The sequence below is a fragment of the Reticulibacter mediterranei genome (assembly GCF_016587455.1).
In genome coordinates this window covers 8346974-8366868 of sequence record NZ_BNJK01000001.1, presented here as the reverse complement: position 1 = coordinate 8366868, position 19895 = coordinate 8346974, and the positions used below count along the sequence as shown (strand labels likewise).

Here is a 19895-nt window from a genome sequence, read left to right as displayed (position 1 = left end):
ATGTATAAATCAGCCTGATAGATAGGTTTAGAGTGATGCATCAAGAAGAAATAGCGCTTTTTTCTTGACAGAAAAGGTTTATCTTGTGCTATTATTAATAATCTATCGCTTATGTGTCTTTCAAGGAGGCAAGATGCGTAATATCAATTTACATCAACTCGCCACGTTTCAGGTCGTCGCCAAATATTGTAGCTACGTGCGGGCTGCCGAAAAGCTACACTTTAGCCAACCCGCTGTTTCGGCGCAAATACACCAGCTTGAGGAGTCGATGGGCGTGAAGCTGTTTGATAGGATCGGACGCCGCACCCACCTCACGCGAGCCGGAGAGGAGTTGTATCGCTATAGTAACAAGATTTTTGCTTTAATCGATGAGACGTTAGAAACAATGGAAGCGCTACGCAGCCCGCATAATGGCCGCCTGAGCGTGGGTGCCGACACGACAGTGGGGACGTATGTTATCCCTAATCTGCTGGGGAAGTTTCATCATCTGTACCCCAATGTCGAGATTACGCTCGAAGTGGTTAATCGCAACTATCTGGTAGACGCGATCATCAACAATCAGCTTGATATGGCGATTATGGGCAAGGTTCCAACCGAAGTGCCAGTCTTTGTAGCTCCATTCGCGCCAAACGAACTGGTCCTGATAGCTGCGCCAACGCATCGCCTCGCCGGTTGCACCAGAGTTCCCTTTGCGGAGCTGGCGCGCGAACATTTTCTCATGCGCGAGGTAGGATCAGGCACGCGGGCCGCACTGGAAGAAGTGTTCCAGAATGCCGGCTTACCACTGCTCGTCAGTATGCAGGTTGGCAATAACAGCGCAATCAAGCAGGGAGTTGCTGCCGGGCTGGGCATCGCGTTGATCTCACGTGTGGCAATTGATATCGAGCTGGAGACAAAGCGTATGGTCATGCTTGATGTCGAGGGCTTCCCACTAATGCGGCAGTGGCGGCTTGTCCACTTGAAAGAGAAAAACCTCTCCGCCACAGCCTATGCCTTCAAGAATTTCTTGCTGGAACACGTCGAGCGCAAATGGCAGGGCGAGCTATCCATTGAGCCAGAAATTTCAGCTTAATCAGACCTATCTCTTTTGATGAGTATTAGGATCGAGCTGCAATCGTTTGTATCTGCTCACGAATCGCCTGACCAAGCTGGTTCGTTGTGGCAACACCTCCAAGATCAGGTGTATGCGCCTGCTCACTCGCCAGCACCTCTTCTATGGCTCGCATCAGCAATGTGGCGGCTTCCTGTTCGCCGAGGAAATCCAGCAAAAGCTGACCCGACCAGATAGAGGCAATTGGATTGGCAATGTTTTTGCCAACAATATCAGGCGCGGAACCGTGTATCGCCTGAAACAGGCTGGGATAGCGGCGCTCCGGGTTCAGATTGGCGCTGGGTGCCAGACCCATACTCCCTGAAATGGCAGCTCCCAGATCTGTGAGGATATCGCCAAAGAGATTTGAGGCCACCACCACATCCAGGCTCTCCGGTCGCGACACAAAGCGGGCCGTAAGCGAATCGATCAACTGTTGCTCATGCTCAATATCAGGATATTCGGCGGCCACCTGCTTAAAGACATCATCCCAAAAAACCATGTTATATTGCAGGCTGTTGGACTTTGTGGCACTCATCACCTTCTTACGTTGATAGCGACGAGCATACTCAAACGCATAGCGTATGATGCGCTCGGTGCCTTTGCGGGTAAATATCGTTGTCTGAATCGCCACCTCGTTCTCGGCCCCCTGATAGAGGCGACCACCAGCTCCGGCATACTCGCCCTCGGTGTTCTCACGCACACAGATAATATCAATATCCTGAGGCTGCTTGTCCGCCAGAGGGCTATGCACACCCGGCAAAAGACGTGCAGGCCGAAGATTGACATATTGATCGAACGCCTGGCGCAGTGGCAAGACCACTCCTCGCAGCGTGATATGGTCCGGTACGCGCGGATCACCAATCGGGCCAAGCAAAATACCGTCGAAGCCTCCTCGCTCCAGAGTCGCCAGGCCATCCGTTGGCATCATCGCTCCCTCGCGCAAATAACGTTCCGTCCCCCAATTAAATTGTTGCATACTAAATTGAAAGCCACCATGCAATGTGGCAAGATACGTCAGCGTCTCCACGCTCTCCGCGATGACATCCGGCCCGATACCATCACCGGGGATCACTGCAAGCTGATAGGTTTTCATAATGCCTCCTTCCTCTCTACATCAGTAGTGTAGCACACCTTCGCGTCAGGCTGGGAGCGTCTCATCTTGCCAAAATAGAGCGGAGACTGTATGATAGCGCCTGTATTATCAGGAATTTTATGATGAGAGAAGAGAAGGTGGACGCTTTAACATTTGTAACCAGCAATCCAGGCAAAGCAAAGCAACTCAGTCAATATTTAGATTTTCCAGTTGTACAGAAAGCAATCGATCTGATTGAAATTCAATCGCTTGACGGAGCAGAAATCATTGAACACAAGGCGCGGGAGGCGTACAGGCAACTGCACTCCCCGGTGCTGGTGGAGGATGCCTCGCTGCAATTTTTAGCGCTGGGCAAATTGCCGGGGCCGCTGATCAAATGGTTTTTAGCGGAGTTGGGCACCGATGGCTTGTGCAAACTGCTCAATGGCTACGAGGACAGATCGGCGCTGGCGTCGGTACAGTTTGGTCTGTACGATGGGCAAGCATTTCATATCTTCTCCGGCGAACGAGCAGGCTCTATCGCCCCCACGCCACGAGGAAGCAACGGCTTTGGCTGGGATTCTATCTTTATTCCCGCCGGACACGACAAAACCTGGGCAGAGATGAGCGATACTGAAATCCGCAAAACGGCAATGAGAACTATCGCGCTCACAAAACTGGATGATTATTTGAAAACGAGATCCTGAGAGGCCGCAATGGAGTTGCCATACACAATTTGCTTCTGTTGCCATCGGGAACAGGTGTTACTGCTGTATCGAACATTTCCACCTAACGCTCAACTCTGGAATGGGTTAGGCGGAAAAATCGAAACAGGTGAAACGCCACTGGCTTCAGTTCAGCGAGAAGTGCAAGAAGAGGCGGGTATTGATTTGAGGGAAGCGCCATCGCTGTTCTTTGCAGGCATCGTCACCTGGGGATTGGTCGGTCATGAACCAGCGCAAGGGATGTACGCCTTTATTGCCCATCTTTCAGCTCAGCAAGCGAAGCAAGCCTATTCGCAACAAACCCCGGAGGGCTTGCTCACATGGAAATCGCTGGCGTGGGCCTGTCACCCCAACAATCTCGAAGTTGTGAGCAATATCCCTCAATTTTTACCATCTATGCTTGAGGCTCAATATCCATCCGAGTATTTTTACGAATACACAAGAGAAGATCTTTCAGTAACGTCTTTTCAACGACTGGTGATTCGTCCGCTTCCTGCGCACCTCAAGCATGCATGGTGATAATTGGTCCAGGTTAATTTGTCAGGCGGAACTTATAAACCTTATCCCGGCCCTTGTAGCTGTAACTGGTGCTGGTAAACCAGATTTCGTTGGCCCAGCCTGCATAGGTCATAAAGAATACCTGATCCGCGTTAGGGGTATCGAATGCCTGCACATCACCCGCAGGAGTGATAATGCCGACATACTCGTGGCTTGATCCCTTCGCTCCCTCCTGAACAGTACCGAAGGCAAAGGTGCCGTTGCCCAGGTACGCAATCGAATAAGGGTAAGAATTGTCTTTGAGTTGTGGCATGTAATAGCGGGTGAGAGTACCACTGGTGGTAATCCGACCAACGTTCTTCTGCTCGCTACCAAGCTCGTCCTCGAAGACAGCAAACCAGAGATCGTTATCGCGTCCGGTGGTAATCTGCGCCATACCAGCGTCCGTCACAGGATAGAAGGTCAGCGAACCATCGGTTGTGAAGCGAGCCACGCCAGATTGAGGGGTAGTGTTGCCAGTATAGGTGAACCAGAGCGCACCATCTGGGCCTTGTGCAATATCTTGCGTCCACCTGACCCCATCGAGCGTATAGGTTTTGATCGTGCCATCAGCAGTCACGCTACCAATCTGATTGTTCCCGTTGACAAACCAGAGCGTATCATTCGGTCCCCTGGTAATCGCGGTTTCACTGGAAATACTGATTGGCAGTTGATACAGTGTCACCTGTCCAGAAGCACCTATCATACGCCCGATGAAACTTGTGCTGTCGCTGACGTAGGGAAACCAGAACGTATCGCCAGGACCGTTGGCAATGCTGGTCGGGTTGTACCCGCTTATAGGAAGCAAGTACTCGGTGATGGCTCCCTGAGTGGTAATCTTGCCAATACGGTTAGCTCCCGTCTCCGCAAACCAGAAACTTGATCCATCATCCCCGGTTACAATCTTTCCAAGAGTAGGATCAGACGTTGTTTTGACTGGATAAGCAGAGAACGTGGCCTGCGCATCCTGAGCAGAAAGCAGCGATGCCTGCGTATTGGTCTTGAGCGTATAGTTTTTTGGCGCAACTTTACTGGTTTTGCCACTGACTTTCACGTGCTTGAGGGCAATCTGCGAGGTCTTGATGGTTGCTTTGAACTTCGTAACCGTTGGCTGATCCAGCCTCACATGACTGCTTGCAAAAGCCGATGGTGTTGCAAACAGACCAGCGCTCAGGATCGCACCTGTCGTCAACAGCCCACCAATAGCTTTACGTCTGCTGATAAGCTTCATACTTTGATCTTTTTGCATCTGGTATTTTCCATTCCTTTCATTATTTCCGGGGAAGCCGTTTTTGTACCTCGCCAATCAGTATAGAAGCACTTTTAGATAAATACAAGCATTTGATACTTAGGTATCACAGAATAGATACAATAGTAACCCATAGAATCATAATTCTATATGTAAAATTTACAGCTGTAAACTTTACATATTGTTACATTTCATCAAGGCTCCTCGGCCGGGGTTAGAGAGCATGCAGCGATTCGATTGGATCAAGCTGAGCTGCTCGAAATGCTGGATAGAAGCCAAAGGTGACGCCTATACCCGCTGACATAACGAATGGCAGAAGCAGCGAGAAGGGCGTGATGATAAAGGGGATCGCCAACCGCGTAGTTATGCCTAACCCAAGCAGCAGGCCAAGCAATAGTCCGATCAATCCTCCAAGCAAGCTGAGCGTCATCGCTTCGATCAAAAATTGGTTGAGGATATCCTCTCGTTGCGCGCCCAACGAGAGGCGGATGCCGATTTCACGCGTACGCTCTGTCACTGAAACGATCATGATATTCATAATTCCCACGCCGCCGACCGTTAATGATATCGAGGCAATGCTCACATAGAGTGCTGTAGCAAGAGTGATAATTTGATCAAACGTCTGTAGCAACTGCTTGGAGCTTGTGAGGTTGAAGTCGTCAGGGGTATTTTTACCGATATGGTGGCGCTGCTCCAGCATAGTTGTAATGTCACTCTGCACTCTATCAATATTGTTGGAATCGGCCACCTGCACAATGATTTGATCGATATAGCCATTGTTTTTGAAGCGATACAACGCGGTCGAAAAGGGCACAAAGATGACATCATCGGAGGAAGAGGCTCCTCCTTTTGTTGCAAGCACCCCTACCACACGCAAGACCTGATCGCGCACGCGGATGGTTTTCCCTATCGGATTCTGCCCAGAGGAGGCGAAGAGGTTTTGCGCAACAGTTTGACCAAGCACGGCGACTAATCTGGCCCCCTGCTGATCGGATGCGCTGAACCAGCTACCTTGTTCAATGCTCCAATTCTGTATCTGTTCCAGGCTGGTATCCACACCTTTGAGATGCGTATTCCAGTTTTGATTTCCATAAATTGCCTGCACATTGACGGAGATAATCGGACTGACCGCCGAGACTGAAGAGACTTTGGCGACCGCCTGGACATCGCTGGGAGTCAACGAAAGCGTGGTCTCGCTGGCTGGCAGCACCGAAGTGACACGACTGCTCACCGAAATGCTGCCGTTGCTTGAAACTCCACTATTGGAAACATTATTGCCGGTGCCAGGGGCGATAATAATCATATTTGTGCCCAGGCTTTCAATTGTGTCGGTAAGGTTCGCACCAACTCCCTGCACCAGGCTCACCATTGAGACGACCGAGGCAACCCCGATAAAGATGCCCAGAGTTGTCAGCAGAGAGCGCAATCTGTTCGCCCAGAGCGCCTCAATAGCAATTGCAAAGTTCGTCCCCAGTTTGCCCGCCCGGTCGAAATCTTCCTTTTTGAGTGCGGCCAGCAAGCCCTGGTTTGCTGAAGTTTTCCCTGCTGTCCGATTTACTATGCTCACGTCATTACCTCCTTACGTCATGTTTAATAGTCCTCATCAGGATTTTGTAGCGAGAGCGATGCCCATTCTGCCTGGGCATCGCGGGGATTGCTCATAGGCTCATCGCGTACGAGGCGACCGTCGCGGAAGATGATCTGGCGCGAGGTATATTCTGCAATATCGGGTTCATGTGTCACGAGAACTACCGTCAAGCCGCGCTGGTTCAACGCCTGAAGCACTGCCATAATCTCGATGCTGGTGCGGCTATCCAGATTGCCCGTTGGCTCGTCTGCCAGGAGAAGCGAGGGGCTATTGACGAGGGCGCGAGCGATGGCGACGCGCTGCTGCTGGCCTCCTGAAAGCTGCGCTGGCTTGTGATCCATACGCGCTTCCAAGCCTACCAGATGCAACGCTTCCCTGGCCCGGCGCTCGCGCAGTTCACGCGTCAATCCTGCATAGATCATGGGGAGTTCCACATTACGTTTGGCACTCGCCCGGCTCAACAGGTTGAAGCCTTGAAACACAAAGCCGATCAAACGATTGCGCACCCGCGCTAGATCACGGGTGGACATCTGGCTTACCTGCCGACCAACAAGCTCATACGATCCCTGCGTTGGGCGATCCAGGCAACCAATAATATTCATAAAAGTAGATTTACCCGATCCTGATGGCCCTCTGACCGCAACAAATTCGCCCGGTGATATCTCTAACGATATTCCTCTCAGCGCATGCAGCCTGGTTTGTCCCACCTGGTAGACCTTATGAATATCGTGAACAACGACCAGAGGTCGCCCCTGGTTGTCGGCATTGACCATCCGAGGAGACGTTGCCTGGCTTTCCTCACCCGGCGCAAAGGAGGTTGAGTTCTGTGGCATGTCTTTGCTATTCATGTTTCACTTCCTTTCTGCCTTGCCCTGTTTGCTGGTGGCTCAACCACCAGACCGGTGGCGATTAGCTCAACAAAGTAATCGCGTGCCTGCGCTATCACAGTCTGGGAGGAAAAATCCTCGTCGGGCAGCAGCATTTGAAAAAGAGGGATAAAGGATTCATAAAACATGGATAAGTAAACGACAAGTGTAAGCTGTATGGCCGGATCAAGCCCCGAGCGAAAAAGTCCTGCCTCCTGTGCTTTACGCAAGAGTGCTCTAAATTCCATCATATCTTCTCTATCGCGCTCCGACATAATCTTTGCATAGCCCTGCCAGCCCTCGGCCATTTCCCAGATGACCATACGCATGACGCGTGGATGCTTGATCTGATAATCAAAAAATTCGCCAACAGTTTCTTTCAATAGCGCCTTAAACCTGGACGCGTCAGCCATCACCTCTTCCTCAAACAACGTGTCAAATATCCGTCTTTGCAAAACATTTATTTCTTTATCGGCCCGTCTGAGTACCTGCGCATACAGTTCCAGTTTATCTTTAAAGTAGTGGAAGATCAGGCTTTTGTTGTAACCTGCAATCTCCGCAATAACGTCGATGCGCGCTCCATCAAATCCATGTTCTGCAAAAACCTCTTCTGCTGCGTTGAGGATCGCCTCGCGAGCACCTTCCGCATCGTGAACACGCCCGCGTCTACTTCCAGGTTCCGACATGCCGTTCCCTTCTCTTTCTTAAATCCACCCGTTCGGTTGCAAATCAACTAACCAGCTGGTTAATTATCTAACCAGTTGGTTAAATCTTTTCTTGTTACAAGCATAGTCGGGACTGTACAAATCGTCAAGATGGTAAAGAGGCAAAATCCTCTATTTTCCCGTTCGTGACTATTTTGTGATACCTGCCAATTTTACCTCAACTATTTCGATCAATTCACGGCTTTGACCCTTTTACATCTGCAAATGTTCATCTGCATTCGCCCTTCTCAAGCACTTCCATGCGTATCCTCACCTCAACATCTAATGCAAGCGGAAGAATAACGGTCAAACGTTTGAGCACTCCAGGCTTTTTATTTGCTCGACATTGCTCTTCCAACCGCTCTAACGCAAAAGAGACCCCTTGTGGTTGTTCGATAATGAGACGCAGATCGCGATGTTGCCCTTGAATCAAGGCAGTTGCGCCATCTACGAGACAATCGCACCATGTTACAAATGCTTCCTCGACCTCATGGGGAGTTTCCAGAAAGACAAAGCGATCATGCAACCAGACATCCGATGCCAGGAGTAAGCGACGCTCGGCTCTGACAAGATCCGCACAGAGATAGGCGCGAGCGAATTCCACTGCTGCCTGTTTGTATCCATCCTGCTCAGGTGCGACTTCCAACAATGTTCCCGCAAATTCGCGTCCCGCCTCCTGCAAGTGTCTACCGATGCGTGGAAGACTATGCCCATAGGAGTTGGTGAAAATATTCTCGTAGCGCTGCGGGCCGAAATAGGCGCGTGAATAGAGGCCACGCCCCGGATCGGTGAGCAGATTCTCGCCCTCCACATGCACAATAAAGCTGCCCACATCGTTCTGATTGTGATTTTCAGCGTTATGGCCCGCCTTCAACGCCACCACTACTGGTGTTCCCTGTCCCATTTGCGTTACCAGACGCACCACACCTGCATCAGGAAGCCGGGCATCAGTTGGTGTGTTGGCCCCTGGTTGACTACCATTCCACCAGAGGATATCGCGCAACATCATTGTCAGTCGCCAATCGCTTTCCGGTTCCGCAGGCCGGGCCAGCAAGTTGAAGAGAGATCGCTCACCCGTACGCTCGGCCAGACGCATGAGAATGCCTGGATGAAACTCGACTGTTTCGTTGCAATCAGAGAAGCTCGCAAACCACGAACCGGAAAGCTGCATCCGGGCGGGATAGGCGGCGATACGGCGCATCTTCTCACCAGCAAGCAGATCGATTGCGCCGTTACTGCGCGCCCGTAGCATCTCGGCGAGGGCCACAAAATTAATCAGGCCATAATGCCAGTACGCAACACCCTCTGTCGAGCTGCCATCTTCCTCAAAAGCTGTCTCTAGAAAGGCTTGTAGCCCGATCAGCGCAATTTTCAGTGCCTGTTCCAGGCGTTCCGTCTCCGATTCCAGCAGCAAAAATGTGGCCGCTATTGAACTATTACAGACACCGTTCCAGTTATGATGCTCTTTGTACCATTTATGCAGATGGTGATAGCGAAGATAGGGATCAAAGACTCTGCGCTCTATCTCTTCCCGCACGCGATGACGCACTTCAGCATCCAGCGTCTCTCCAAGCATGAGCAGCGTTTCAGCCAGCACATATCCTGTCTCAGCAGAGAAGAGATCGATAATATAGGTCTCGTGGGCAGGCAGCACCCAGTTACTCTCCTCGCAGATGCTCCACAAATAATCCTGCACACTATCCTTTAGCTCTGTTTGGCCCAGAAACAGACGCACAGCGGCCGCCGCCAACCTGGCACGCTTGAGAAAATAGGGGGCCTGATAATTATCGCGATCTCCATTTCTGAGGAAGAGTCGATAAAATGTATAGGAGGTTTGTGGAATCTGCTCAATGCCCTCCATCAAATGCTGCGTCTGTGCCAGAACGACCCGCGTTTGTGGTGCTGTTTGCAACGTCTGAATCGTTGCGCGAGCCCGCTCCAGTTCAGGAATAATCGCGCCACGAGCGGAACGCAAACCGGGTAATCGCTCGATAGCCTGTGAAAACACGTCAGAAGTATTTGTTGACATAACGTATCCCCTGAGAGAAAGAATAAAGCACCGCGAATGCTTTCAATCCATTGTAACATTCAAGATGCTTCGAGACGAATACATGGCGAGATCAGAGCCTCAAGCACTATGCCCGATTCTTCGTTCATCTCTGTTGTCTGTCTTGATTCCAGTCGTTTGAAAATAGAACATAGATAATAGGGGTGGTTGTTCTTGCTCAGAGACAGATACTACGCCGAAAGTAACAGTGTTTGTTGCTCTCTAACATGGTCCCTTTGGCCCATGACTTCTCGTGCATTTCGCCCTATTCTAGAAGCAAGACAAGCAAACCTGCTTGGCTGAGACGCAGAAAGAAGGCACAGATTTATGAGTTGGAGCCAGATACTCGAAACCTCGAAGGCCGAAGCTATACCAGCCCCATTTCCCAACACCAAAGGGACTGCCACACTCAAGATTTTAAATGGTGATCAGGCATTGGGTCCAGCGCTACTTCTCGTTTTGTTCTCTCATATAGCGAGAAGAATTAATCAGACGCGATTCTAATTTCGACAAACGACAATCTCTTTGTGTCATTTTACTATGCGCCTTGACATATACGATACGTATCGTTTATATTTGACATTGTAAAAAGGACACGATACGTATCGTTTATTCTTGAAAAGAGAACAAAAGATGAAACCTCTTGCACAACAAACAATCCTAATCACTGGATCAACCGATGGACTCGGAAAACAGACCGCACTTGCACTCGCCAGAGAGGGCGCAGCTATCCTCCTTCATGGACGCAACCAGCGACGCTTAGAGAAGACTCAGCGAGAAATCCAGGACGTAACAGGAAACAGTCACCTGAAGACCTATCTGGCGGATCTCGCCGATCTTTCACAGGTACGTAGGCTGGCTGAGCAGGTGCAAACCTCCCATCCTCAGCTTGACATGCTCATTAATAATGCTGGCATAGGTAGCGGAAGGCTTCTTGGAGCCAGACGTGAACTCAGCCGCGATGGATATGAACTTCGTTTCGCGGTGAACTATCTCGCACCTTTCTTACTCACGCATCTATTGTTGCCCAGCCTACGCATAAATCCGCCGTCCCGCATTATTCACGTAGGTTCAGTGGGACAACTTCCGCTTGATTTTGACAATATTATGTTTGAACGCCGTTATAATGGCTATGATGCCTATCGCCGCAGCAAACTTGCGCTGGTGATGTTTACAATTGATCTGGCAGAACGGCTAAAAGGAGAACATATCACCGTCAACTGTGTCCATCCTGCCTCGTTGATGAACACCAAAATGGTCCGCGAGACGATTCCTTTTGCCCAAACTACGGTCGAAGAGGGCCTCCGCTCTGTGATATACCTGGCGACATCACCGACATTAGACAATGTAACAGGCCAATATTTTGATCAGCTGCAACAAGCACACGCACATCCTCAAGCATATGACACAATAGCACGAAGCCGACTGAGACAAATCAGTGAACAATTGACCGGATTGTCTGATAAGCAGGCTTCGCACGCTGATTAAGTTCATTAGTAAAGGCGTACGGGCAAATGGAACCATAGAATTCACTTCCTCCATGAGAGAGGAACAGATTCTTCCCTCCCTGGTTCACATCCTTTGTTCGTACGCCTGATCTAGCAAAAATGATGCTAATAATGAATTATCCGCGCCAGCAGTGCCAGCACCAGCGCTGTTGCGAAGGCACCAACCATAATGCTCAGGATGCCAGCGTTGAAATTGCCGGTAATGGCAACAATTGTCCCCGGGATCAACGATCCGCCCACGCCGCCAAACAGCACCGAGAGGCCATTATACAGCCCGGTTCCCGCCCCTACCAGGTTGGCAGGAAGCAGGCGCTGAACCAGGGCATGCTCATGCGCTGTATAGGCGCTCTGACAAAAGACTGCGGCGGCGAAAAAGAGTACCAGCAAGGCAAGGCTGGTGGCCTGTACCGCAAAAAAGACCAGCACGCCAGCTATGCCCAGACCAATGCTCGTTAACAGCGCCCGACGATTCAAGCGATCCCCCAGATAGGCCATAAGAAAGACGCTCACGATCCCGGAGGTAAAAACCAGGGCAAGCGGCCAACCAAGTTGATCGAAATTGATCCCTTTGGCACGTGTGAAGTAAGTTGGCAACCAGTTGAGGACGCCAAAACCGCAGAAGGCATTGAGCATACCGGCCACAACGATAAGCCAGAAACGCACATCGCGCACATAGCTGGTTGATTGCAGATTGAACAGCGGGCTACGCACCGCCTCCGCTGGCTTCTCAACAGGCAACGGCTCAACATCGCTCAACACAATAGGGTGTGGTCGATCATCCACCACCAGCCAGACGAGCGGAACAGAGATCAGCAGTCCAATCACTCCCAGCACCGCAAAGGCGATGCGCCAGCCAAAAGCCGAGATCAGCGGCACTAGCAACAGCGGACCAAGAGCCGTCGCCAGCAGGATGCCCACATTCCAGATCGCATTGGCCCGTGAGCGCTCATGCAACGGAAACCAGCGGCTGGTAATCGCTCCCAGCATTGGCACATGTATCCCTTCGCCTATGCCCAGCAACAAACGCAGACCGAGCAGGGCTGCAAAGATCTGGCCCAGCGGCGCGCTCAAAATCGTGCAAATAGAAAAGGCGGCCACAGCCACAATCACGCTCCGCTTCGGACCGAAGCGCTCGGCAAATGGACTCAGAAACATATTCGAGAGGCCATAGGTCAGGAAGAAGGCGGCAAGCAAGAATTGTCCGTTACTGGCAAGCTCTTTGTCGCCCCAGCCAAAATCGCGGGCAATTTGTGGCAAAGCCAGCGCCAGATTGTTGCGATCCAGGTAGTTGACAAAAAATGTCACGCCCAGCACCAGCGGAATGCGCCAGCGTATCCCTTGCGCCACAACAGCAGCTTTTTGCATGATACTCCTCAATCATACAGGCTGTTCAAATACTCAAGCAGCAGCACATTGACCAGCGATCCAGGCAGGGCATCCAGTACTGTGTTGATACGTGCAAAGCTGGTCGGGAGCTGGCCCGGCGCAATATCGGCAAGGGCCACAATCTGTGCGAACGTCTCTGGGCCAGGATTTTGCATCAGCCGCTCAACCTCTGCCTTGAGTGCAAGCGCCTCCTGCGGCCCTTGCGAGCGGCCTTTGACTGCTGCAATGCTATCCCGCAGCGTTTCGAGAAATTCGCCAACATGCCCGACTGTGGCATAATGTACACTGACATGCAGGTTTGCCGGACTGCTACCGGCGCTAAACTGAGGTTGTAGCGTCCAACCACGCTGGCTCATCTCATCGTCAAGCTCAAAAATATTGAGGGTATCGGATGCAAGTGCAAACATGCACATATCTGGTTCGCCCAGCACAAACACGTCGTCCAGTTCGCTGATACCTGCAATCATCTGCCGCGTGGCCGCCGTCACCTCGCGCACGACACGCACATACCCCTCTTCGCCGAGCGAGTGCAGGGCGGCCCAGGCCCCCGCCACCGGCCCACCAGATTTGCTGGAGAGGACGGTGGGATTGAGAACGGCATAAGAGGTGGTATCAGCATTGGCAAAGAAGGCATAACGGCGCAGATCGCGGTTATGATAGAGAATGATAGAAACGTTTTTGGCGGCATAGCCATATTTATGCATATCTACTGATAGAGAGGTGACTCCTGGAATGCTGAAATCGAAAGGAGGCACCTCGTAGCCAGCTTTACGCATCATCGAAAGATGTATCCCACCAACGCAGGCATCGACATGAAAGAAGAGATTATGAGCACGTGCAATTTCGGCGATGGTCGCAATCGGCTCGATTACACCATGAGAGTAGTTGGGGGCCGATGCAACGATCATGATTGTATTCGGCGTAATGGCACGCTCTATGGCGGCGGGATCAGCGCGAAAGCTTTGCGGATCAAAGCCGGTGACAACCGTTTTAAGGCCAAGATAATGGGCGGCTTTGTGAAAAGCAGGATGCGCCGTTTGTGGCAACACGATCTCAGGCGATGTACTATGTGGGCGTTGAACACGAGCGCTATCACGAACCGCCTTGACAGCCAGCATAATGCTCTCGGTGCCACCGCTGGTACAGTTCCCCACCACATCTGCATCGCCGTGCAAAAGATCTGCAATCATCCGTACCACTTCATTTTCCAGTTGCAACAGGCTGGGAAAAAGATTGGGATAGAGGGCGTTTTCGGTGAGGAAGCTGCTATATGCCTGTTTGACTATTGCTTCAATTTCATCCCCAGGATCATAAATGCCAGTCAAAATTCTCCCTGCGCGCCACGAAACATCATGTTCTTTGTAGTGCTCAAGTCGCTGAAAGAGTTCCTCCGGGGGAAGTCCATGCGCCGGAATGGGCATACCGTCTGTCTCCTTATATTGTTGCTAACAATACATCCAAAATAAAAAGTACTTATCTGTTTGGCTACTATGACATTTGCTGCTATAGTATCGGTAGCATACGTCAACAGCAATGTCTTTTACAAGATCTTTTATTGATAAAAAAACGAGCAAGTGGAGGGCGACACAATGAAACCAGGCTATTTCATTCTCGGCGCGCTTATGCTCGTTGGTCTGCTTATATATTTTTTTGCGCCTCCCATCGTTATAATCAACTACGACTATACCTTGAAAGATGTGGGGCTGGATATATTCGGGCTGGGCTTTTTCCTTAGTTTTCTCACGATTGTTGGCAGGTTCAGCCACAAGAAAGAATGATCTTTCTCTCAAGTATTTCTGTCACGATCACAAATCAATCTTCTCAGAAACTACTCTAATAATGCGAGCGGCTCCTCCAGCACATCTGCCAGTTCGGTGAGAAATTGAGCAGCACGCGCGCCATCCACGACGCGATGGTCGCATGAGAGGCACAGGCTCATCATTGGTTGCACCGCTGGCTGGCCTCCAACAGGCACCACACGATCCACAATGCGTCCAACAGCTAGAATCGCAGCCTGGGGAGGATTAATAATGGCCTTGAAGCTATCAACGCCGTACATTCCTAAATTACTAATAGTGAATGTACCGCCTGAGACATCCTCCAATCGAACTTTCCCTGTGTGCGTTCGCTCGACCAGTTCTTTCCGCTGGTATGCAATCTGGCTCATGGGCAGCGTATTGGCCCGCTGAATCACCGGAACGATCAACCCTTCCTCTGATGCCGCCGCAATCCCGATATTGACGACCTCATTGAGCAGAATGCGACCTTCACTCCACGAGGCATTGAGGCGTGGGTGCTTCTGTAACAGCGCAGCAACAACTTTCACCAACAAATCAGTGTAGGTAATCTTCTCAGTAGTGCGCTTCTGGACCTGCTCGCGCCAGATCATCAGACGACTTGCGTTCACATCGCGCATCAAAAAGAAGTGGGGAACGCTCGTCCAGCTCTGTGTTGTACGCTCGGCCATCAGCCGCCATGTGCGACTGGTCGCAAGCTCGCGCGCTTCGGAATGTGGTGTTTCTACTACTGTTTCTGCGACTGATTGCGCTGCTACTGGCAATGACGCCGCCAGAACATCAGCAGCTAAAATCGCACCATCTGGACCACTCCCGCGAATGAATGTGAGATCTTTCCCCTGTTCGCGGGCAAGACGACGCGCTTTGGGCGAGGCAGCTAACAGGCCCACAGCGGAGCCGGGACGCACACTTTCAGATTGCGCGGCGCTTGCTTCCTGTTCTCGCTTCTGCCCTAGTTGTTGAAGATAGGACAACACATCGGCCTTTTGAATGCGCTTGCCGGCTGGCTGAATCTCATCTATATTGAGATGATGTTCGGCAGCGATCCTTGCAGCAAGCGGACTCACGGGAATACTCAATCTCGTTCCATCCTCTATGGAAACCGGAGGAACTGCTTTTTGCGCCCCATTTTCCACAGGCTGAGAAATGCTACCCGGCTCGACAATATGAGCGATAGTCTGACCAACGGGGATCTCGTCGTCGGGCGCGGCTGAGATATTGGCAACGATCCCGGTCGCTGGGGCTTCCAGTTCGACCGCAGCCTTATCCGTCTCAATCTCCACCAGCGGCTCTCCCTGCCTGACCATCTCACCCTCACTCTTCAACCAGCGTATGATCTTCCCCGTCTCCTGAGCCATACCCAATGCTGGCAAAATAACGTTCGTTGTCATCGTGCGTCGTCTCCATCATCGTGCCAGGGGGAACTTCCCAGTGCAAAATCAACCAACCATTTCGGTATATATGTATACTCTAGATAAGGGAGCAGTTCGATGAAATCGTACCATTTTCCGCTCCGCTTTGAGGATACTGCATTGGGCACGAGGAAGCTCCTCCCCAGACACTACCGTTATTGTGAGTACTAGAGCGATCTGGTGCTAGCGGTGGTGCTACCAGGCTGGTTGCCGTTGCTTGCCGTTGCGGTATTGAGATGCGATTGCGTCTCGCGGGTCGTCGGCAGGGGGCCGGTGGCGGTGTAGTAACGCACGCCTGCAACCATCAGCTCTTCGGCAGGGAAGCGCGTGATGACCTCACAGCCATCTTTTGTGACGACGAGCTGTTCCTCGATACGCGCCGCCGACCAGCCATCGGACGCAGGCCAGAAGGTTTCGAGTGCGAAGACCATACCCTCCTGAATCACTTCGGGATGATCGAGCGAGACCAACCGGCTGAAGACCGGCTTCTCCCAGATCGAGAGACCCACACCATGTCCATACTGTAAGGCAAAGGCCGCTTCCTCATCAGGGAAACCAAAATCTTGCGCCTTCGGCCAGAGCTTCACCACGTCGGCGGTCGTCACACCCGGTTTGATGGCGGCAATGGCAACGTCGAGAATCTCGCGGCAATATTTATAAGCATTTACCATCGCCTGCGACGCACTGCCAACAACAAATGTACGGTAATAGCAGGTGCGATAGCCATTGTAGCTATGCAAAATATCGAAATATGCGGGATCGCCGGGACGCAGAGCACGATCTGTATAGACGTGAGGATGGGGACTACAGCGTTCGCCGGAGATGGCATTAACGCCCTCGACATGTTCAGAGCCAAGATCGTAGAGCACCTTGCTCACCAGACCAACGCATTCGTTCTCGCGCACACCCGGGCGCATAAAACGATACAGTTCGTCGTAAGCTGCGTCCACCATCATACAGGCTGTACTCAACAGCGTAATCTCATCTTGCGTCTTAATGATGCGCGCCTCTTGCATCAATTGCTGTCCATCCACAACCTTGATGCCCTCGGCCTGCAACGCAAAGAGGACGGGCAACTCGATGGCATCGACGCCAACCGGCTCGTTCAGGAGGCCGCGCTCTTCCAGTTCGATACGAATCTTGCGTGCCACGTCTTCCGCGCGTCCAGCAGCAGGAAGCATGGCACCACGCAGTGTTGAGATTCCTGCGCGCGAGCGTTCACCCAGCCAGGGGCTATAGAGTTGGTGATGGCGTGCCGCTGAACCAAAGTCCCACATGATCGGCTCGTCGTCCTGAGCCAGGAGACAAAAACGGGCCAGTTTATCCATCGCCCAGGTGCCAATATGCGTCGCCGTAATATAGCGAATATTGTTCATATCAAAGCAGAGCAGCGCGCCCATTTCTGATTGCTTGAGCAATTGCTTGATCCGTGCCAGCCGCTCATTGCGCAAACGGTCATAGTTAACTCGCTCTTCCCAATCGACGCCATTCAAACCGTACGTTCTGATCGCCATCATCCTGATCCTTTCAGTTAAGCGCTACGATGCGCTCTCCAGCAAACCATGGTGCTGCGGTTCCGTAAATACTGCTTACACCAGATGTTTCGTAGTCGAGCGATTTATCGCGATCGAGCGGCCAGTGGTGTGCATCACCCACCGCGATAAATCGCTCGACTACTACTTTGTCAACTTTCATCGCGTAGTTTCCCTGTCTATGGTAGGGGCGATGGCTGGTCCTCGCCCCTACCATAGACGGTCCCACCCCAGAGGATGTTCTGGATGCACCAACGAATGAAGCTTGACAGAGTACTACAACGGCCATTACCAGATTCATTTGTTAACGACATTACATGCTAAATATCTGACTAGGCGCGCCCACAGAGCGTTTTCGCCAGCGCAAGCACGGTATCGGGCGTCGGAACCGTGATATCTTCCAGCACAGGCGAGAACGGAACGGGCACATCCATTGCCCCCATGCGCTTAACGGGTGCATCGAGATAGTAGAAAGCCCCATCGGAGATTACCGACGCAATCTCTGCCGTGACGCCATAGCGCTCGTAGCCTTCATCGATCACGATGGCGCGACTGGTTTTCTTCGCCGAATCGATCATCGTCTGCTTGTCCAATGGAAAGGTCGTGCGGGGATCGATCACTTCAGCGCTAATACCGATCTGCCCCAGTTGTTCCGCAGCCTTGAGCGCGACCTGCACCATACTACTCGTCGCCACGATGGTAATATCGGTGCCTGTACGCTTGATGTCTGCCACTCCAAAGGGGATCGTATAATCGCTCTCCGGCACGCGACCTTTGAGTTGATACATCATCTTATCCTCAAAAAAGACGACCGGGTTATCATCGCGAATCGCCGTTTTGAGCAGCCCTTTGGCATCATACGGTGTGGATGGCAGCACAACCTTCACGCCCGGCACGTGGCTCACCCAGGCATGCAAGCTCTGACTATGCTGAGCGGCAGAGCGGCGCGTAGCTCCAAGCGTGGTACGCACCACCAGGGGAACGTTCAACTTGCCGCCTGACATGTAATGGATTTTGGCAGCCTGATTCACCACCTGATCCATTACAAGCGTCATAAAATCCCCGAACATGATATCCACCACCGGGCGCATCCCTGTCATGGCCGCGCCAACGCCCATGCCTGTAATCCCTGGCTCGGAGATCGGCGAGTCGATCACGCGCTCTTTGCCAAACTCATCAACCAGGCCCGAGAGGACTTTAAACGGGGTGCCCGCCTCTGCCACATCCTCGCCAATCACGAAGACGCGGGGATCGCGGCGCATCTCTTCAGCGAGCGCCTCGCGGATCGCCTGACTCAGCGTAATCTCACGTTGCCCTGCCTTCACATCCTGATCGGTTGCTCTGCTAAGCGTAGACATGCTGATTCACCTCCTCAAGCGCTGGGTAGGGAGCTTCCAGAGCGAACTGGACGCCCGTTGTTATCTCGTCACGCACCCGGCGTTCGATGCGCGCAAAAGTCTCCTCATCGGCGCTTCCCTGTTCGATGAGCCACGCCCGACACAGTTTGAGGGGGTCGCGCTCGTTGATCCACAACTGCTCTTCTTCTTTCGAGCGGTAGTAAGCACGCTGGATATCGCCAACATGATGCCCATGATAACGATAGGTATTACAGAGCAGGAAAGCAGGACCGCCACCACTTCTGGCACGCTCCACGACGCGACAAGTGGCGGCATAGACGGCTCGCACATCCTGTCCGTCCAGTTCTTCGGTGAGAATGTCGAATGCCTCGGCCCGCGCGCGAATCTGGCCTGCCGTTGTCTCCGAATAATGGGTATATTCGTTGTACTGGTTGTTTTCGCAAACGTAAATCACCGGCAGTTTCCAGAGCGAGGCCATGTTCATCGTCTCGTAGACCAGCCCCTGGCCCAGCGCTCCATCGCCAAAGAAGCAGACCGCGACCTGATCGCTCTGGCGCATCTTGATGGAGAGGGCAGCCCCGGTCGCAATGCCAGCGCTGCCGCCAACAATGGCATTGGCGCCAAGATTGCCCATCTCCTGATCGGCGATATGCATCGAACCGCCCTTGCCGCGACAGTAGCCCGACTCTTTGCCCAGCAGTTCGGCGAACATGCGATCTACCATCGCGCCCTTCGCCAGACAGTGACCATGTCCACGATGCGTGCTGGTGATATAATCGTCACGTCGCAAGCCCTCACAGACGCCAACGGCGATAGCTTCTTCACCAATGTAGAGATGAGCCAGGCCCGGCATCTTTGCGCTCGTGTAGAGCAGATTCACCTGTTCTTCGAAGAGGCGAATCTTGAGCATTTGCTCATACATACGCAACCCGAGTTGTGGCGTGATCCCATACTCAGGGGATACGGCCATACGCGCGGGTTGAGACGTATCTGATTGCATATCGCGCTTTCTCCTTCTGAAT

General features: G+C 52.1%; 19 protein-coding genes. 5 read left to right on the top strand and 14 right to left on the bottom strand.

Features of this window, described 5'->3' with window-relative positions:
• Positions 1-133 precede the first annotated feature (133 nt).
• Complete coding sequence (locus tag K3T83_RS35830) at positions 134-1072, top strand: LysR family transcriptional regulator (RefSeq protein WP_220207702.1); 939 nt, start codon at positions 134-136, stop codon at positions 1070-1072.
• A gap of 25 nt (positions 1073-1097) precedes the next feature.
• Here K3T83_RS35830 and K3T83_RS35825 read toward each other — a convergent pair whose 3' ends face one another.
• The gene (locus K3T83_RS35825) at positions 1098-2186 is read right to left on the bottom strand and encodes a tartrate dehydrogenase (RefSeq protein WP_236065059.1); all 1089 of its coding nucleotides are present in this window, start codon (positions 2184-2186) and stop codon (positions 1098-1100) included.
• Positions 2187-2305: 119 nt separating this feature from the next.
• Between K3T83_RS35825 and K3T83_RS35820 the strand changes: the two genes are divergently transcribed.
• Both K3T83_RS35820 and K3T83_RS35815 read left to right on the top strand, forming a co-directional pair.
• Entirely contained in the window at positions 2306-2872 is a 567-nt protein-coding gene (locus K3T83_RS35820) for a non-canonical purine NTP pyrophosphatase (RefSeq protein WP_220207701.1), read from the top strand.
• A gap of 9 nt (positions 2873-2881) precedes the next feature.
• A complete protein-coding gene (locus K3T83_RS35815; protein WP_220207700.1) occupies positions 2882-3409 on the top strand; it encodes an NUDIX hydrolase in 528 nt (175 codons plus the stop codon).
• 13 nt (positions 3410-3422) lie between these two features.
• Here K3T83_RS35815 and K3T83_RS35810 read toward each other — a convergent pair whose 3' ends face one another.
• The 5 genes from K3T83_RS35810 to K3T83_RS35790 form a co-directional block, all read right to left on the bottom strand.
• Positions 3423-4676 carry a Vgb family protein gene (locus K3T83_RS35810; protein WP_220207699.1) on the bottom strand — a complete coding sequence of 418 codons (1254 nt, stop codon included), beginning with the start codon at positions 4674-4676 and terminating at the stop codon, positions 3423-3425.
• 214 nt (positions 4677-4890) lie between these two features.
• Complete coding sequence (locus tag K3T83_RS35805; RefSeq protein WP_220207698.1) at positions 4891-6243, bottom strand: ABC transporter permease; 1353 nt, start codon at positions 6241-6243, stop codon at positions 4891-4893.
• A 23-nt stretch (positions 6244-6266) separates the two neighbouring features.
• A complete protein-coding gene (locus K3T83_RS35800; protein ID WP_373324634.1) occupies positions 6267-7037 on the bottom strand; it encodes an ABC transporter ATP-binding protein in 771 nt (256 codons plus the stop codon).
• A 71-nt stretch (positions 7038-7108) separates the two neighbouring features.
• On the bottom strand, positions 7109-7816 hold the full coding sequence (locus tag K3T83_RS35795) for a TetR/AcrR family transcriptional regulator (protein ID WP_220207697.1): 708 nt from the start codon (positions 7814-7816) through the stop codon (positions 7109-7111).
• A 247-nt stretch (positions 7817-8063) separates the two neighbouring features.
• On the bottom strand, positions 8064-9863 hold the full coding sequence (locus tag K3T83_RS35790) for a heparinase II/III family protein (RefSeq protein WP_220207696.1): 1800 nt from the start codon (positions 9861-9863) through the stop codon (positions 8064-8066).
• Between the two features lie 651 nt (positions 9864-10514).
• Here K3T83_RS35790 and K3T83_RS35785 point away from each other — a divergent pair.
• Complete coding sequence (locus tag K3T83_RS35785; RefSeq protein ID WP_220207695.1) at positions 10515-11369, top strand: SDR family NAD(P)-dependent oxidoreductase; 855 nt, start codon at positions 10515-10517, stop codon at positions 11367-11369.
• A gap of 125 nt (positions 11370-11494) precedes the next feature.
• Here K3T83_RS35785 and K3T83_RS35780 read toward each other — a convergent pair whose 3' ends face one another.
• Positions 11495-12754: an MFS transporter gene (locus K3T83_RS35780; RefSeq protein ID WP_220207694.1), complete on the bottom strand. Its 1260-nt coding sequence runs from the start codon at positions 12752-12754 to the stop codon at positions 11495-11497.
• An 8-nt stretch (positions 12755-12762) separates the two neighbouring features.
• Complete coding sequence (locus K3T83_RS35775) at positions 12763-14196, bottom strand: pyridoxal phosphate-dependent decarboxylase family protein (RefSeq protein ID WP_220207693.1); 1434 nt, start codon at positions 14194-14196, stop codon at positions 12763-12765.
• A gap of 168 nt (positions 14197-14364) precedes the next feature.
• Between K3T83_RS35775 and K3T83_RS35770 the strand changes: the two genes are divergently transcribed.
• Complete coding sequence (locus K3T83_RS35770) at positions 14365-14553, top strand: hypothetical protein (RefSeq protein WP_220207692.1); 189 nt, start codon at positions 14365-14367, stop codon at positions 14551-14553.
• Between the two features lie 50 nt (positions 14554-14603).
• Here the strand turns inward: K3T83_RS35770 and K3T83_RS35765 are convergent, their stop codons facing one another.
• The 6 genes from K3T83_RS35765 to K3T83_RS35740 form a co-directional block, all read right to left on the bottom strand.
• On the bottom strand, positions 14604-15962 hold the full coding sequence (locus tag K3T83_RS35765; protein WP_220207691.1) for a dihydrolipoamide acetyltransferase family protein: 1359 nt from the start codon (positions 15960-15962) through the stop codon (positions 14604-14606).
• On the bottom strand, positions 15959-16111 hold the full coding sequence (locus K3T83_RS35760; protein WP_220207690.1) for a hypothetical protein: 153 nt from the start codon (positions 16109-16111) through the stop codon (positions 15959-15961). The genes K3T83_RS35765 and K3T83_RS35760 overlap by 4 nt, the downstream gene beginning before the upstream one ends.
• A 39-nt stretch (positions 16112-16150) precedes the next feature.
• On the bottom strand, positions 16151-17497 hold the full coding sequence (locus tag K3T83_RS35755) for a M24 family metallopeptidase (RefSeq protein WP_220208361.1): 1347 nt from the start codon (positions 17495-17497) through the stop codon (positions 16151-16153).
• A gap of 13 nt (positions 17498-17510) precedes the next feature.
• Entirely contained in the window at positions 17511-17732 is a 222-nt protein-coding gene (locus K3T83_RS35750; RefSeq protein ID WP_220207689.1) for a hypothetical protein, read from the bottom strand.
• Between the two features lie 115 nt (positions 17733-17847).
• The gene (locus K3T83_RS35745; protein WP_220207688.1) at positions 17848-18873 is read right to left on the bottom strand and encodes an alpha-ketoacid dehydrogenase subunit beta; all 1026 of its coding nucleotides are present in this window, start codon (positions 18871-18873) and stop codon (positions 17848-17850) included.
• Positions 18860-19843, bottom strand: coding sequence for a thiamine pyrophosphate-dependent dehydrogenase E1 component subunit alpha (locus K3T83_RS35740; protein ID WP_373324633.1), 984 nt, complete (start codon positions 19841-19843; stop codon positions 18860-18862). Before K3T83_RS35740 ends, K3T83_RS35745 begins: the two co-directional genes overlap by 14 nt.
• Positions 19844-19895: the final 52 nt, after the last annotated feature.